This is a genomic window from Streptomyces sp. Pv4-95, assembly GCF_045782725.1.
Lineage (GTDB): Bacteria > Actinomycetota > Actinomycetes > Streptomycetales > Streptomycetaceae > Streptomyces.
In genome coordinates this window covers 1,313,033-1,328,749 of the sequence record NZ_CP127172.1, presented here as the reverse complement: position 1 = coordinate 1,328,749, position 15,717 = coordinate 1,313,033, and the positions used below count along the sequence as shown (strand labels likewise).

Here is a 15,717-nt window from a genome sequence, read left to right as displayed (position 1 = left end):
CCCCCTGACGTCATGCCAACTGTCCCATGTGTCGAAGTCATTCACTATGGCCCGGAGATGTCATGAATCTGCACACCCGCCGTACAGTCGTCGTGTCGATCGCGTCCGCCCTCGCGGCGGGCCTGCCCGCGCCCGCCGTCGCCCGTGATCGCGGCGCCGCGGCCGCGGCCGGTACCACGCCGCTGCGGCTCGCCCACGCGCACAACGACTACGCGCACCCCCGCCCCTTGCTGGACGCCCTCGACCACGGCTTCGGCAGCGTGGAGGCGGACATCTGGCTCGTCGGCGGCCACCTTCTGGTCGCCCACGAGCAGTCAGATCTCGACCCCGCGCGCACCTTGGAGTCGCTCTATCTCGACCCACTTCGCCGGCGGATTCACGCCAATGGCGGGTCGGTCTACCGGGGGCACCGCCTCTCGCTTCAGCTGCTGATCGACATCAAGACCGCCGGGGCCGCGACCTACCGCGCCCTGGCGCGGGTGTTGCACCGCTACCGCGACCTGCTGAGCGGATGCACCGCCGGCCGGGTCCACGGCGGGCCGGTCACCGCGGTGGTCTCAGGTGACCGCGCCGCTCGCGCCCCGATGGAGGCCGAGCGGGTGCGCCATGCCTTCTACGACGGCCGGCCGGAGGACTTGGGGGCCGCGGCGCCCGCCTCCTTCCTCCCGCTGGTCTCCGTGTCCTGGACCGATACCTTTCGCTGGCAGGGTGCCGGGCCGATGCCGCAGGACGAACGGGCCCGGCTGCGGCAGCTTGCGGCGGCCGCGCACGCCGAGCGCCGCCGGCTGCGCTTCTGGGCGACGCCGGACACGGCGGGACCTGAGCGCGAGGCGGTGTGGCGGGCGCTGCTCGACGCCGGGGTCGACCACCTCAACTCGGATGATCTGCCGGGCCTTGCGAGCTTCCTGCGCGCCACGGGCTGAAGCCCCCTGCCGCCGTCCCGGCCGGGTGCCGTCGGCAGGGGCGCCGCCGCCGGCGGGGCGCGCAGCGTGCGCGGTATGCGAGCGAAGCCGACCGGCGTCCCGTCAGGGAGCGGCGGTCACCAGCTGCATGTAGTGCGCCCAGTCCCAGAACTGGCCGGGGTCGGTGTGGTCGGAGCCGGGCACCTCGACGTGCCCGATGATGTGCGCGCGGTCCTTGGGGATGCCGTAGCGCTTGCAGATGGCGGCGGTCAGCAGCGCGGACTGCTCGTACAGGGTGTCGGTGAACCACGTCGGGTCGTCGATCCAGCCCTCGTGCTCGATGCCGATGCTCCGGGTGTTGTGGTCCCAGTTGCCGGCGTGCCAGGCGACGTCCTTCTCCCGTACGCACTGGGCGATGTAGCCGTCGTCGGACCGCACGACGTAGTGCGCGGCGGCCTTGTGGCCGGGGTCCTGGAAGAGCTTGATGGTGTCGGCGTAGGTCTCCTGCGTCACATGCACCACGACGAGATCGACCGGGTACTGCGTCGGTCGGTTGGCGGCGGTGTAGTTGGAGGTGCTGGCCGGAGTCCAGTGGGTGGGGGGATAGCCCGAGGTACCGGACGGGGTGGCGTGGGCGGTGGCCGCCGTGAGCGGGGCGAGCGCGGTGGACGCGGCGAGGGCGGCGGCACCGGTGAGCAGGCGCCGGCGGGCCGGGTGATGGCGGTCGGGCTCCATGTGAACTCCTGACAAGGACCGTAGGTGGTCGCGTACATGTCACGCACATCGATGCGTTCATGATGCGCAACCGGACAGGCCCTGCCAAGGGAATGGGCGATCTGCCAATGGGCTCGACCAAAGACGGAACGGCGCAGGTCAGAAACGAAAGACACCTGATCGGGCGTCACCCGGGTACCGCGGCCCCCGCTCGGAATCCGAGCGGGGGCCGCGGGGTGCGCCGGAGGGGGCACGCGCCGGTCAGTGACCGATCTCCACGTCCTCCAGGACGCCGAGCGCGTCGGGCACCAGCACCGCCGCGGAGTAGTAGGCGCTGACCAGGTAGTTGATGACGGCCTGCTCGTTGATGCCCATGAAGCGCACCGAGAGGCCGGGCTGGTACTCGTCCGGGAGGCCGACCTGGTGCAGGCCGATCACGCCCTGGTTCTCCTCGCCGACACGCATCGCGAGAATCGAGCTGGTCTGGTCCGGGTTGATCGGGATCTTGTTGCACGGCAGCAGCGGAATGCCTCGCCAGGCGCGGACCGGCGTGCCCTCGATCTCCATGCCGCTCGGGTAGATACCGCGGGCGTTCCACTCCCGCCCGATCGCGGCGATCGTCCTCGGGTGGGCCAGCAGGAACTGCGTCTTGCGGCGCCTGGAGATCAGCTCGTCGAGGTCGTCCGGGGTGGGCGGGCCGTTGCGGGTGTGGATGCGCTGCTTGAGATCGGTGTTGTGCAGCAGTCCGAACTCGCGGTTGTTGATCATCTCGTGTTCCTGGCGCTCGCGCAGCGCCTCCACGGTCAGCCTCAGCTGCTGATCCAGCTGGTTCATCGGGTCGTTGTAAAGGTCGGCGACCCGCGAGTGGATCTTCAACACGGTCTGCGCGACGCTGAGTTCGTACTCGCGCGGCGCCCGCTCGTAGTCGACGAAGGTGCCCGGCAGGGCCGTCTCGCCCACATGGCCCGCGGACAGGTCGATGGCCGCCTCGCCGTGCTTGTTCTGCGCCGGCACCTGCGCGGAGCGGTAGCTTTCGAGATGGTCGCGCAGCGCCTCCGAGCGGCCGAGGACCTCCTCGACCTCGCTGCGCGGCAGCGCCAGAGCCGTGCCCCGGGTGACCGCCCGGATCGTCTGCTCCCACTCCGCGTCCGAGCCGAGCAGAGCCGCCTCGCCGAGCGCGGCACCGTCGGCCACCACGCCCAGCACCGTCTCGTTGCCGTACTTGCCCGTGCCGACCCGGTTCAGCTTGCCGTGCGCGATCAGCAGCACGCGGTCCGTCGGCTGCCCCTGCTCGGCGAGGACGTCACCGGGGGCGAACTCCACCTGCTCGAACCGGTCGGCCAGAGCTTCCAGCGTCGCGGTGTCCTCGAAGCTGCGCAGCGGCGGGATCTCCCGCAGCTCCACGGGGATCACGCGGACCTCGGCGCCGGTCGTGACGAACTCCACCCGGCCGTCGCCGAGTGTGTGGGTCAGGCGGCGGTTGACGCGGTACGTACCGCCGGAGACCTGCGTCCAGGGCAGGACGCGCAGCAGCCAGCGGGACGAGATCCCCTGCATCTGTGGCGGGGTCTTGGTCGTCGTCGCGAGCTTCCGCGCCGCCGCGGTGTCCAGACTGGAACGGTTCTGCTCGATGTCGGAGGCCTGCGGGCCGGACGTCGGGTCCACCGATGTGGTCATGAAGAAGTTCACCTGTTCTTGTCAGTGCTGGAGGTGCTGAGGTGCTGAAGTGCTGTGCGTGCCAGGGGCGTTGCGGACTCGGCCGGGGCGTGCCGGAGTCCGCGGGCACGCTGATCGACGGTGCTGCTGTGGCCGGATGCGGGCAGGGGCCCGCAGTCACGAGGGGCGGAGCCCGTTCAAGGTGGGGCTGATGGCTCCCCGCCCGGGCCCGGGATGCGGCGGTGCCGGCGGAGCACCGCCGCATCCCGAGGCCGGGGCGGTGGACGCACGGGCTGCTGGGCGAGGTGCCTTCCCGTGCGTTCGATTCAGTGGCCGATTTCCACGTCTTCGAGGACACCCATGGCGTCCGGCACCAGAACGGCCGCCGAATAGTAGGCGCTGACCAGATATTTGATGACTGCCCGCTCGTCGATTCCCATGTAACGCACCGAGAGGCTCGGCTCGTACTCATCGGGAATTCCGGCTTGGTGCAGCCCGACCACGCCCTGCTTCTCCTCGCCGGTGCGCAGCAGCAGAATGGAACTCGTCTGCTCCTGCGTCACCGGAATCTTGTTGCAGGGGAAGATCGGTACGCCGCGCCACGACGGCAGCGAGTGCCCCATGAAGTCGACCGCCGTCGGGTACAGGCCGTGGGCGCTGAACTGCCGGCCGATCGCCGCGATCGCCTTGGGGTGGGCGAGCAGGAAGCCCGGGTCCTTCCAGACCGTCGCGAGCAGATCGTCGAGGTCGTCGGGGGTGGGAGGACCGGAGCGGGTACGGATGCGCTGCTTGAGATCGACGTTGTTCAGCAGCCCGAACTCGCGGTTGTTGATCATTTCGTGTTCCTGGCGCTCGCGCAGCGCCTGGATGGTCAGCTTGAGCTGTTCCTCGACCTGGTTCATCGGGTCGTTGAACAGGTCGCCGACCCTGGTGTGGGTCCGCAGCACCGTTTGCGCGACGCTGAGTTCGTACTCGCGCGGAGCCAGGTCGTAGTCGACGAACGTCCCGGGGAGGGAGGCCTCGCCGTGGTGCCCCGAGGCGACGGAGACCGCCGATTCCCCGCTCGCGTTCGTCGGCAGCACGGGCCCCCGGCCGGCCGTGGCGAGGTGCTCGCGCAGCTCGGGGGACCGGTCGGCGATCTCCCGCGCGGCTTGCCGCGGCAGCGACATCACGGTCACCCGCGTCACCGCGCGGTAGCTGTACTGCCAGGTCGCGTCCGAGCTGGTGAGCGCCTCGTCACCGAGGTGGTCGCCGCCGGCCAGCGCCTCCAGCGCGGTGTTGTCGCCGTACTTGCCGGTGCCGATGCGGTCCACCCTGCCGTGGGCGATCAGCACCAGCCGGTCGCCGGCCGCGCCGGCCTCGGTGATCAGCTCGCCCGGCGCGTACTCGTGCTGGGTGAAGCGCCCGGCGAGCGCGCCGAGCACCTCGGTGTCGGTGAAGTCCCGCAGCGCGGGCAGCTCTCGGAGCTCCTCGGGGATGATCGCGACGTCGGTGCCGGAGATGTCGAAATCGATCCGCCCGTCGCCGACGGTGTGGGTGAGCCGGCGGTTGACGCGATAGGTGCCGCCGGAGACCTGAACCCAGGGCAGCAGCCGCAGCAGCCAGCGAGAAGAAATGCCCTGCATCTGCGGCGCGGTTTTGGTGGTGGTCGCCAAATTCCGCGCTGCGGTGGTGCTCAGACTCGATTGAGAGGCCTCTTCAGCGCTTCCGGATAACGTCTCTTCGGCAATCGTCACAGTGCTCCGCCTATCTCGTCGAACGGTGCGGGGCAGCCGGCGCGAAGGCCCATTTCAAGGGTGTTCGGCGACAGCCCGCTCAACCGAAGATAGTGGTGTTCTTTTTATCGACACAATCACTCGATGGAGTGGCATGGAATTAGCATTCCATGGAAAGGTTTAGCGGAATCGGACGTGGGGAGAGTGAGGCGGGGCGCACGCATCGATCGGATCGTCCAGAACGGCCCGGAGCGCGGTGTGCGCGGCCCCGAGCAGCGGGCCGTCGGCGCCCAGCCGGGACACCTCGACCGCGGGGCGGCCGGGCCGGTCGGGAGTCGTCGCGACGGTCGTGCGGAGTGTCAACTCCCGCTCCAGCGAAGGCAGTACCCACGGCGCCAGCCGGGTCAGTGCGCCGCCGAGCACCACCGCCCGGGGGTCGAGCAGGTTCACCGTACCGGCGAGCGCGATGCCCAGTGCCGTGCCCGCGTCGGCCAGTGCGTTCACGGTCGCGGAGTCTCCGGCGGCGGCCCGGCGCGCGAGCAGGGCGCCCCGCGCCCCGGGGCCGGGATGCTCGGCCGCCGCCCGCGCCGAGGTGAGCCCCCCGGCGCGCAGCACCGCCTCCTCGCCCGCGTACTGCTCCAGGCAGCCGCGGCCGCCGCAGTCGCAGGGCAGGCCGTCCGGGTAGACCGGCACATGGCCCAGTTCGCCCGCGAACCCTCGTGCGCCGCGCAGGAGTTGGCCGTCCACCACCACCGCGGCGCCGATGCCGATCTCGGCCGACACATGCACGAAGTCCGGCGGCGGGGCGAGGCCGTCCGGGCCGCCGCCCAGCCGCAGTTCCGCCAGGGCGCCGAGATTCGCCTCGTTCTCGACGCCGAGCGGGATGGACGCTCCGGAGCCGCCCGGGGCGCCGGGGGAATCGGCCGGTGCCGGAACGGGCGGCGGGGTGAGCGCGGTGGCGAGGGCCGGGGCGAGGTCGACCTCGCGCCAGCCGAGGTTGGGGGCGTGCACGACGGTCGCCGTTCCGCGGGCGACCAGGCCGGGTACCGCCACCGTCAGACCGGCCGGGTACAGACCCTCCGCCGCGATCCGCGCCGCCACTCCGGCGAGCAGCGCGGACAGCTCCTGCAGCACCGGACCGGGCGCGCTGTGCCGGTTGGCGGCGTCGGTAGCCGCTCTCGCCCGTACCCGGCCGCGCAGGTCGACCGCGCACACGGCAAGGTGGTCGACGCCGATCTCGGCCCCGATCCCGGCCGGCCCGCGGTCGCTGACCGCGAGTTCGCTGCCCGGCCTGCCCCGTCCGCTCGGAGCCGCCCGCCCGGTCTCCACCAGCAGACCGGCCCGCAGCAACTCGTCCACGAGCGGCGCGACCCCGGCCCGGGTCACCCCGATCCGCGCCGCGGCGCCCGCCCGGGAGAGCGGGCCCTCGGCTGCCACCGCCTGCAGCACTCTCGCCAGATTGCGCCGGCGTATGCCGTGCTGGGTGTCGCCGCCGGACGCGGTCACAGTGGTCTCCTCGGGCGGACGGCGCAGGCTCGCCTGCAGGACGGATATCGGATCGCTTGGGGGGGAGTGGCGTTCTCGACGGGGAGGGGCGCGCGTCACCGCCGCAGGAGCGCCTCGCCGTCGGCGAGGGTCGCGGCCAGCCGGTCGCGGGCCGCGTCGTCGCGCTCCCGTGCCTCGTACTCCTCGCCCCTGGCCGTTCCCCAACGGCGCGCCACCGCCGCCGGGTCCTCGCCCAGCAGCAGGCCCGCCGCCTGTGCCGCGGCGCCGAGCGCGACCAGCTCCTGCGCGTCGGGCACCAGCACCGGGCGGCCGGACAGCCGCAGTACGGTCTCCCGCCAGGCGCGGCCCTTCGCCCCGCCGCCGATCAGCAGCAGTGGGGTGTCCGCCGCCGCGTCCGCGTCCAGCACCCGGTCCAGGGCCCGCAGCAGGGTGAACACCGCGCCGTCGTACGCCGCTTGGAGCAACTGGCCGGCGGTGGTGTCGTGCCGGAGCCCGTGCAGCAGGCCCGACGCCCCGGGCAGGTTCGGCGTGCGCTCGCCGTCGAGGAAGGGCAGCATCACGGCGCCGCCACCGGCCTCGACCGCCTCGCGGTCACGGCCGAGGAGCGCCGCCACCCGGTCCACGGCGAGCGTGCAGTTCAGGGTGCAGGCCAGCGGCAGCCAGTCGCCGCGCGCGTCGGCGAAGCCCGCGACGGTGCCGGTCGGGTCGGCGGGCCGGTGTGCGGAGACCGCGTAGACGGTGCCGGAGGTGCCCAGGCTCAGCACCGGCTGTCCGGGGCGCAGCCCCAGGCCCAGGGCGGCGGCCATGTTGTCGCCGGTGCCGGCGGCCACCAGCGCGCCCCGGGGGAGCGGCAGCTCGTCGGTCCGCACGGTGCCGGCGGCCTCGCCGGGGAGCGCGACCCGGGGCAGCGCTCCCGGGGCCAGCCCCACATGCTCCAGGATCTCCGCGTCGTAGGACTCGCTCGATGACGCCCACCAGCCGGTCCCCGACGCGTCACCGCGGTCGGTGACGCCCTGGCCGGTGAGGCGCTGGGTGAGGTAGTCGTGCGGCAGCCGTACCGCGGCGGTGGCGGCGGCCGCGGCTGGCTCGTTGGCCCGCAGCCAGGCCCATTTGGCCACCGTGAAGGCGGGACCCGGCACGCTCCCGACCCGCTCCGCCCACGCCGTGGCGCCGCCCAGCTCCTCGATCAGCCGCTCGCTCTGCGGGGCCGGCCGCACGTCGTTCCACAGCAGCGCGGGCCGCACCGGCTCGCCCGCCGCGTCCAGCGCGACCAGGCCGTGCTGCTGGCCGCCGACGGACAGGGCGGAGACCTGGCGCGCGGCGTCGCCGCACTGGTCCAGCGCCTCACCCAGCGCCCGCCACCACTGGCGGGGGTCGCTCTCCTTGCCGTCGCCGCCGCTGACGGTGTGCCGCGCCTGGCCCCGGGCGATCACCTCCCCGGTCTCCGCATCGACGACCAGCGTCTTGGTGGACTGGGTGGAGCTGTCCACGCCGACGACGAGCGGTCCCGCTGACTGTGCGCCCATCGCGCTCTCCCTTGCCGGGTGCTGTTCCACGCTCTCGCTCCCAGGGGGTTCCCCGGTGTGCTGCCGCATATTAGTTTGGCCGCGACAGAATTTGTAAAGAGCGTTGACGAAATGACCGAGGGAGCCCGCGATGAGTCATCAGCCCACGCCCGAGGACAAGTTCAGCTTCGGTCTGTGGACGGTCGGCTGGCAGGGCCGGGACCCCTTCGGGGACGCCACCCGCCGCGCCCTGGACCCCGTCGAGTCCGTCCAGCGGCTCGCCGAACTGGGCGCCTACGGGGTGACCTTCCACGACGACGACCTGATCCCGTTCGGCTCCGGCGACATCGACCGCGAGGCCGTGGTCAAGCGCTTCCGGCAGGCCCTGGACACCACCGGCATGGTCGTGCCGATGGCGACGACCAACCTCTTCACCCACCCGGTCTTCAAGGACGGCGCCTTCACCGCCAACGACCGCGACGTCCGCCGCTACGCCCTGCGCAAGACGATCCGCAACATCGACCTCGCCGTCGAGCTGGGCGCCCACACCTACGTCGCCTGGGGCGGGAGGGAGGGCTCGGAGTCGGGCGCGGCCAAGGACGTGCGGGCCGCCCTGGACCGGATGAAGGAGGCGTTCGACCTCCTCGGCCAGTACGTCGTCGAGCAGGGCTACGACCTGAGGTTCGCCATCGAGCCCAAGCCCAACGAGCCGCGCGGCGACATCCTGCTGCCCACGGTCGGCCACGCCCTGGCCTTCATCGAGCGGCTGGAGCGCCCCGAGCTCTACGGCGTCAACCCCGAGGTCGGGCACGAGCAGATGGCCGGGCTCAACTTCCCGCACGGCATCGCCCAGGCGCTCTGGTCCGGCAAGCTCTTCCACATCGACCTCAACGGCCAGACCGGGATCAAGTACGACCAGGACCTGCGCTTCGGCGCCGGCGACCTCAGGTCCGCGTTCTGGCTGGTCGACCTGCTGGAGACGGCCGGGTACGACGGTCCGCGGCACTTCGACTTCAAGCCGCCGCGCACCGAGGACCTGGACGGCGTCTGGGCCTCGGCGGCCGGCTGCATGCGCAACTACCTGATGCTCAAGGAGCGCGCGGCGGCCTTCCGGGCCGACCCGGCCGTCCAGGAAGCGCTGCGCGCGGCGCGTCTGGACGAGCTGAGCCGCCCCACCGCCGCCGACGGACTGGCCGGGCTGCTCGCGGACGACGCCGCCTTCGCGTCCTTCGACGTCGAGGCGGCGGCCGCCCGGGGAATGGCCTTCGAGCATCTGGACCAGCTGGCCCTCGACCACCTGCTGGGAGCCGCCTGAGCCCCTGCGGTGCGCTCAGGCGAGCAGCTCGCGCAGGAACCGGATCTCGGCCGCCCGCTGCTGCCCGCCGCCGCTCTCGTGGGCGTTGAACCGCCAGACCCGCAGGTCCTTCTCGCCCGCGTAGTGGTGGTAGGCGGCGAAACCGGTGGAGGGCGGCACGATCGGGTCGCGCAGCGCCGTCGCGAACAGCGCGGGAGCGCTCGCGCGGGTCGCGAAGTTCAGTCCGTCGAAGTGGTCCAGGGTGTCCAGTGCGGTGTCGATGCGGGTGCGCTCGCCCGCGAAATAGCGGGCGAGTTCGCCGTAGGGCCCCTCGTCGGTGACGTCGAGCGCGCGCCGGATGTCCGTCAGGAACGGCACGTCGATCAGCGCGCCCGCCAGGTCCGGCACCAGGCCCGTCACCGCGAGCGCGGACGCGCCGCCCTGGCTGCCGCCGGCGACCACGATCCGTCCTGGGTCGACCGCGGCGTGCCCGCGGGCCACCTCGACGGCGCGTACCGCGTCGGTGAACAACCGGCGGTAGTAGTAGTCATGGGGGTCCAGCAGCCCCTGGGTCATTTTGCCGGGAACGCCCGGGTTGGTGGAGCCGACCGGATCGGGGGTGTCACCGGGCCGGTTGGGGCCGCTCTGTCCGCGGGTGTCCATGACCAGCGCCGCGTACCCCGCGGACGGCCACAGCAGCCAGTCGTGCGGCAGCAGCCGGCCGCCGCCGTAGCCGATGTACTGCACGACGCATGGCAGCGGCTCCGTCGCCTCCCGCGGGAGCAGGAACCAGCCCCGGATGCGGTGGCCGCCGAAGCCGGAGAACTCCACGTCGTACGTGCGCTGCAGGGCGAGCCCCGCATCGACCTCGGTGAACCGCGGGGCCAGATCGTGGCTGCGGGCCTCGGCGAGGGTCCGCTGCCAGAACGCGTCGAATCCGGCCGGCTCGGGAAGCGGTGGGTGGTAGCGGCGCAACTCGTCCAGGGGCAGGTCGGTGAACACGAAATTCCTCCGGGCCGTAGTGTTACTTACCGACTGACGCCAACCGCGCCCGTATACCGAATATTTCGGACGGTGAATGTTCCAGGTTGGTCACCGTGCCTCCCGACTCCCCATAAAGAAGCGATTATTTCTGCCATGAGCTTTCCTCCGCCCCCGCCGCCGAACCAGCCACCTCACGACAATTCGGGTGGCTTCGGCCCGCCTGCCGGCGGCTACGGCCAGAGCGGTCAGGGCCAGGGGGGCTACGGCCAGGGCGGCTACGGCCCGCCGGCCGGCAGCCCGCCCGCCGGGGGCTACGGCCCGCCCCCGGGAGGCGGCTACGGTCCCAGCGGACCGTCGGGACCCGCCGGCCCCGGTGGCTGGCAGCAGCCGCCCACCCCGCCCGGCGGTGGGGGCAGCGGCAAGACGATCGCGGCGATCATCGGCGGCGGCGTCGTTGTCGTGGCCGCCGTCATCGTCGCCGTGGTGGTCGCCAACGGCGGTGACGACGACAGCAAGAACCGCGCGCAGCCCGTGGCCAGTACGAGCACCGGCGCCACCCCGTCCGAGAGCGCCACCAACTCGCCGTCCGGATACCCCTCCGCGTCCGCGACGCCGACCGGCACGGACATGGAGAGCCTGATGCCGTCGCCGTCCAACGGCAAGATCCCCTTCTTCCAGCTGAAGGTGGGCGACTGCTTCGACCGCCCGGCGGACGGCGGTGGCAACAACGACCGGGCGTCCTGCAACGGCCCGCACGACGCCGAGGTCGTCACCACCCACCGACTGGGCTCCGGCTTCACCACCAGCGCCGCCATCAAGGCGGAGGCGTCGTCGCTGTGCAAGCGGGAGCTGGAGAGCAAGGCGGCCCGCCAGCCCGCCGGCACCGCGGAGGGGACCTACGTCCAGTTCCCCAACATCAGCGGCTACAAGCTCGGCATCAAGACCGTCAGCTGCAGCCTCGCGGGCAACAGCACCGCCACGAAGAAGCTCACCAAGCCGCTGTCGTGATCCGCGTCGGCACCCGTTCCGCCCGTGAGGCGGCCCTGACCGCTCGAAGGTCAGGGCCGCTCTGACGGTCGTTACCGCTTTACGCTGCGGTAGGGGCGGACCTGCGGATCGTGGCCGTACTTGACCAGGTAGCCGCCGTTGGTGACGTAGGCCATCGCGCGGTAGGTGCCCTGGCCGGTGTACGGGACATAGACGGTCTTGCCGCACGTCGTGTCCAGGCAGATCCCCGTGGTGCCGCCGTACCGCTTGCCGTTGGGGCCCTTCGCAGTGACGGACAGGTTTCCGTCGGCGCCGCCGACCGCGACGCCCTTGCTGCAGCCCAGCCAGCCCCCGCGGACCCTGACTTTCCACTTCCCCTTGATCTTGACGGGCTTCGCGGCGACATCGGCCTTCAGCATGCACACAGCGCCATCGGCCTGTGCGCTCCACCGCCACTTGAGCGTTTTGCTCGCGGTTCCGGCCTGCGCTGATGTGCTGGTCAGCAGCACCGCAAGCACGGCGCCGAAGATCGCTACGGTGGTCAGCCCGTAGGTGTGTTTCGACAAAGTTGTTTTCACCTCGCACGAAAGAACGTGAGTACGAACGAGGGGAGTCGATCACGTCGCCGTCCGCCGTGCGCCGGCATTCACCACATCGTCAGATGCTCCATTAGTCCCACTCGACAGCCGGGGCCGACAGCCTCCACCTGGTTGCGGTGCGCCGAAGCAGGGTGTGCGGCGGGGCCGTCGACGGTCGGGTGGCCGGGGCGACCTACCCCTTGCTCGATCCGTGCAACTCCCGCCGCACACCTCTATGTTGGTTCTGTCGAATGCGATTCGCGCTCAGCGGTCGACGCGTTTGCCGGCTGCTCCGGGGTCCGCGACCTCGCCGACCTCGGCTGCCGCCGGGTCGAGGACGCGGGCGAGGAACGTCCTGGTGCGCTCGTGCTGCGGGTCGCCCACCACCTGCTCCGGGGTGCCTTCCTCGACGATCACTCCGCCGTCCATGAAGACCACGCGGTCGGCGACCTCCCGCGCGAAGCTCATCTCGTGCGTGACGACGAGCATGGTCATGCCCTCGTCCGCCAGGGACCGCATCACCGCCAGCACATCGCCGACCAGCTCCGGGTCCAGCGCCGAGGTCGGCTCGTCGAAGAGCATCAGCTGCGGGTCCATGGACAGCGCACGGGCGATGGCCACCCGCTGCTGCTGCCCGCCGGACAGCTGCGCGGGGTAGGACGCCTCCTTCTCGCTCAGGCCCACCCGTTCGAGGTTGGTGCGGGCGATGCGCTCCGCCTCCGAGCGGTCCCGCCGCAGCACCCGCCGCTGGGCGATCGTCAGGTTCTCCAGCGCGGTCAGGTGCGGGAAGAGGTTGAAGGACTGGAAGACCATGCCGATCCGGCGGCGGACCCGATCGATGTCCACGTCCGGGTCGGTGACGTCGGTGCCGGCCACCGTGACCCGGCCCGCGCTCGGCTCCTCCAGCAGATTCACGCAGCGCAGCAGCGTCGACTTGCCCGAGCCCGAGGGCCCGATGACACACACCACCTCACCCCGCGCCACCGAGAAGTCGATCCCGCGCAGCACCTCCAGCTCGCCGAAGGCCTTGTGCAGTCCTTGCACATCGATGGCCTTCGCGTCGCCGGATTCCTGCGGAGCCTTGTCCTGCTTCATGCCGGTCACCTGGCCTTCGCCGTACGGGCCTCTAGCCGCCGGACCAGCTGGCCGAGCGGGAGGGTGATCACGAGATAGAGCAGTCCGGCGATCAGGATCGGGGTCAGGCTCTTGTGCTCGGTGAGCGCGTCCCGGCCGAAGTTGGCCAGCTCGAACTGGCCGAGCGAGAGCCCCAGCAGATAGACGAGAGAGGAATCCTTGGTCAACAGGATCAGTTCGTTGGTCAGCGGCGGCAGAACGATGCGGAACGCCTGCGGAATGACAATCGAGATCATCGCCCGGCCGTGCGACATTCCCAGCGAACGTGCCGCCTCCGTCTGTCCCTTGGGGACGGCCTGGATGCCCGCCCGGATGGTCTCCGCCATGTAGGCGGCGCCGACCAGGCCGAGGGACAGCATGACCGTGATGTTCATGTCGAGCGCCACTTCGAAGGCGAGTGGCACGCCGAAGCCGAGCGCGATGAACACCAGCAGACACGGAATTCCGCGGAAGAACTCGATATAGGTGACGGCGATCCAGCGGTACGGCGGTACGGACGACAGCCGCATCAGCGCCAGCACCAGTCCGAGTGCCAGACCGAAGCCGAATCCGAGCAGGGTGTAGATGACGGTGTTGACCAGGGCGACGGTGATGATCTCGGGGAAGAGCGCCTTGACGACTTCTACGTCGAAGAACGCTTCCCGCAACTGCTGCCAGTCGGCGAGCAGGGCGAAGACCACGACAACGATGGCCAGGACGCCGTACTGCGCGCCGCGGGTTATCCGCGCGCGCTGTCGTTTGGACAGGGGCATGAGAGCCGACCTTCTCCGATTCGTTGTGCGGCGGTGTCAGCTCTGCGGGGTGGTACCGAACCACTTCTTGTAGATCCGGTCGTAACTCCCGTCGGACTTGGCCTGCTTGATGACCTCGTTGACCTTCTTGCGGAGCGCGTCGTTGCCGGTGCGCACGCCGATGCCGTAGTGCTCACCGGTGTTGAACTCCGCGGTCACCTCGGTGTCCGGGTTCTTCTTCACATAGTCGAAAAGCACGCCGTTGTCGTTGACACCGGCATCGATCTGACCGGACTTCACGGCCGTCAGCAGCAACCCCAGATCCTCGAACTCCACCAGCTCGGCGCCCTTGCCGTGCTCCTTGGCGTAGATCTCGCCGGTGGTGGCCTTCTGATAGCCGAGCTTCTTGCCCTTGAGATCCTCGGCCTTCTTGAAGGGCTTGCCCTTCTTCGTCAGGAGTGCCTGGGTGGCGTTGAAGTAGGGGTCGGAGAAATCCATGACCTTGTCCCGCGCGGGCGTGATCGTCATGCCCGCGGCGGCCAGGTCGCATTTGCGGATGTTGAAGTCCTGGCCGGTCTCGATGCCCTCGAACGGCGTGTTGACGATCTCCTGCTCGACCTTGAGTTCCTTGGCCACCAGGTCCACCAGGTCGACATCGAATCCGACGACCTTGCCCTCCTTCTTCACCTGGAACGGCGCGTACGGAAGGTGGGTGCAGGTCTTGAGGGTCCCGGAGGAGACCAGCTCCAGGCCGGAACCCTGCTTCCCGTCGGACTTGGTGCTGGTGCATCCCGCCAGTACGACGACGGCCGCGGCGACGGCTATGACAGGCAACGAGGAGCGAGCGGACACGGGTCCTCCAGGGCAGATTCAAGATCCAAAAGCCGTGCGGTGCTGAGAGTTGCGCTGCATCCTGCCACCGGCCAGGGCCTCTGTCGCCGCTGTGCGGGTTGCGTCTGTGTAACGCCTCCGGCCCGCGTCCGCGGACCGCGCCCTTCCGAAAGACCGCTCCCTCAGCGGCCCAGGCCCGCGGCCAGCTCGGCGATCGCGGCCGGTCCGACCCGGCAGCAGCCGCCGATGAGCCGGGCCCCGTCGGCGGCCCACCCGGCGACCCGGTCCCCGCTGAAGGCCGGGCTGCCGCACCAGGCGCGCGCCTGTGCGTCCCAGCTCTCGCCGCTGTTCGGATACACCACCACCGGCTTTCCGGTGACCCGGGCCGCCGTCGCGACCGCCCGGTCCGCGTCCTGCGGGGCGCAGCAGTTCACGCCGACCGCGATCACCTCGTCGGCGTCCGCGGCCAGGGCGAACGCCCCCTCCAGCGGCTGCCCGGCCCGGGTGCGGTCACCCGCGACGCTGTACGACAGATAGGCCGGTACGCCGAGGCCGCGCACCGCCCGCAGCAGCGCGCGGGCCTCCTCGGCGTCCGGCACCGTCTCCAGGGCCAGCACATCGGGCCGCGCCTCGGCCAGCACCTCCAGGCGCGGACGGTGGAACCGTTCCAGCTCGTCCACCGACAGCCCGTAGCGGCCGCGGTACTCCGAGCCGTCCGCCAGCATCGCGCCGTACGGCCCCGCCGACGCGGCGACGTACAGGGGGCCGCTCACGCCGCCGTCCCGGGCTTGCCGGGCCGCCTCCCGCGCCAGTTCCACACTGCGGCCGAGCAGGGCGGTGGCCTCCTGCGCGCCGATACCGCGCTGCGCGAACCCCTCGTACGTCGCCTGGTAGCTGGAGGTGATCGCGACCTGCGCACCCGCCTCGTAGTAGGCGCGGTGCGCCGCGACGATGGCTGCCGGCTCCTCGGCGAGCAGCCGGGCCGACCACAGGGCGTCGCTCAGGTCGTGACCGGTGGACTCCAACTGGTTGGACAGCCCGCCGTCCAGGACGACCGGACCCGACGCGAGTGCTTCGGTGAGCGTCCGGAGGGTGCTGGGCATGGTGCGGTACCTCTCGTCGCTGCGGGGCGGTCCCGATGACCTGCCCCCCTCGGATCGTATCGTCGAACGCCCCTGGG

General features: G+C 71.1%; 14 protein-coding genes. 3 read left to right on the top strand and 11 right to left on the bottom strand.

Annotated features, from left to right (window positions below):
* The first annotated feature begins 62 nt into the window (after window positions 1–62).
* Window positions 63–923: a phosphatidylinositol-specific phospholipase C/glycerophosphodiester phosphodiesterase family protein gene (locus QOM21_RS06125; RefSeq protein ID WP_407548715.1), complete on the top strand. Its 861-nt coding sequence runs from the start codon at window positions 63–65 to the stop codon at window positions 921–923.
* Between the two features lie 102 nt (window positions 924–1,025).
* Here QOM21_RS06125 and QOM21_RS06120 read toward each other — a convergent pair whose 3' ends face one another.
* The 5 genes from QOM21_RS06120 to xylB all read right to left on the bottom strand — a co-directional run bounded on the left by QOM21_RS06120 (window position 1,026) and on the right by xylB (window position 8,019).
* Window positions 1,026–1,637, bottom strand: a complete 612-nt coding sequence (locus QOM21_RS06120; protein WP_407548714.1) for an N-acetylmuramoyl-L-alanine amidase — start codon at window positions 1,635–1,637, stop codon at window positions 1,026–1,028.
* Window positions 1,638–1,877: 240 nt separating this feature from the next.
* Window positions 1,878–3,293, bottom strand: a complete 1,416-nt coding sequence (locus QOM21_RS06115; RefSeq protein ID WP_407548713.1) for a family 2B encapsulin nanocompartment shell protein — start codon at window positions 3,291–3,293, stop codon at window positions 1,878–1,880.
* 305 nt (window positions 3,294–3,598) lie between these two features.
* The gene (locus QOM21_RS06110; RefSeq protein WP_407548712.1) at window positions 3,599–5,008 is read right to left on the bottom strand and encodes a family 2B encapsulin nanocompartment shell protein; all 1,410 of its coding nucleotides are present in this window, start codon (window positions 5,006–5,008) and stop codon (window positions 3,599–3,601) included.
* Window positions 5,009–5,167: 159 nt separating this feature from the next.
* Window positions 5,168–6,493 carry an ROK family protein gene (locus QOM21_RS06105; protein WP_407548711.1) on the bottom strand — a complete coding sequence of 442 codons (1,326 nt, stop codon included), beginning with the start codon at window positions 6,491–6,493 and terminating at the stop codon, window positions 5,168–5,170.
* Window positions 6,494–6,588: 95 nt separating this feature from the next.
* Window positions 6,589–8,019, bottom strand: a complete 1,431-nt coding sequence (gene xylB, locus QOM21_RS06100) for a xylulokinase (protein WP_407548710.1) — start codon at window positions 8,017–8,019, stop codon at window positions 6,589–6,591.
* A 130-nt stretch (window positions 8,020–8,149) separates the two neighbouring features.
* On the opposite strand from xylB, the gene xylA reads away from it, so the two are divergent.
* Window positions 8,150–9,313 carry a xylose isomerase gene (xylA, locus tag QOM21_RS06095; protein WP_407548709.1) on the top strand — a complete coding sequence of 388 codons (1,164 nt, stop codon included), beginning with the start codon at window positions 8,150–8,152 and terminating at the stop codon, window positions 9,311–9,313.
* A gap of 15 nt (window positions 9,314–9,328) precedes the next feature.
* Here the strand turns inward: xylA and QOM21_RS06090 are convergent, their stop codons facing one another.
* A complete protein-coding gene (locus tag QOM21_RS06090) occupies window positions 9,329–10,294 on the bottom strand; it encodes an acetylxylan esterase (RefSeq protein WP_407548708.1) in 966 nt (321 codons plus the stop codon).
* Window positions 10,295–10,429: 135 nt separating this feature from the next.
* Here QOM21_RS06090 and QOM21_RS06085 point away from each other — a divergent pair, with 135 nt between their 5' ends.
* Window positions 10,430–11,284, top strand: a complete 855-nt coding sequence (locus QOM21_RS06085) for a hypothetical protein (RefSeq protein WP_407548707.1) — start codon at window positions 10,430–10,432, stop codon at window positions 11,282–11,284.
* Window positions 11,285–11,355: 71 nt separating this feature from the next.
* On the opposite strand, the gene QOM21_RS06080 is transcribed toward QOM21_RS06085, so the two are convergent.
* The 5 genes from QOM21_RS06080 to mmuM all read right to left on the bottom strand — a co-directional run bounded on the left by QOM21_RS06080 (window position 11,356) and on the right by mmuM (window position 15,640).
* The gene (locus QOM21_RS06080; protein WP_407548706.1) at window positions 11,356–11,829 is read right to left on the bottom strand and encodes a hypothetical protein; all 474 of its coding nucleotides are present in this window, start codon (window positions 11,827–11,829) and stop codon (window positions 11,356–11,358) included.
* A 276-nt stretch (window positions 11,830–12,105) separates the two neighbouring features.
* Entirely contained in the window at window positions 12,106–12,936 is an 831-nt protein-coding gene (locus QOM21_RS06075; protein ID WP_407548705.1) for an amino acid ABC transporter ATP-binding protein, read from the bottom strand.
* A gap of 5 nt (window positions 12,937–12,941) precedes the next feature.
* Complete coding sequence (locus tag QOM21_RS06070; RefSeq protein WP_407548704.1) at window positions 12,942–13,727, bottom strand: amino acid ABC transporter permease; 786 nt, start codon at window positions 13,725–13,727, stop codon at window positions 12,942–12,944.
* 36 nt (window positions 13,728–13,763) lie between these two features.
* On the bottom strand, window positions 13,764–14,558 hold the full coding sequence (locus QOM21_RS06065; RefSeq protein ID WP_407548703.1) for an ABC transporter substrate-binding protein: 795 nt from the start codon (window positions 14,556–14,558) through the stop codon (window positions 13,764–13,766).
* Between the two features lie 161 nt (window positions 14,559–14,719).
* Window positions 14,720–15,640: a homocysteine S-methyltransferase gene (gene mmuM / locus QOM21_RS06060; protein ID WP_407548702.1), complete on the bottom strand. Its 921-nt coding sequence runs from the start codon at window positions 15,638–15,640 to the stop codon at window positions 14,720–14,722.
* Window positions 15,641–15,717: the final 77 nt, after the last annotated feature.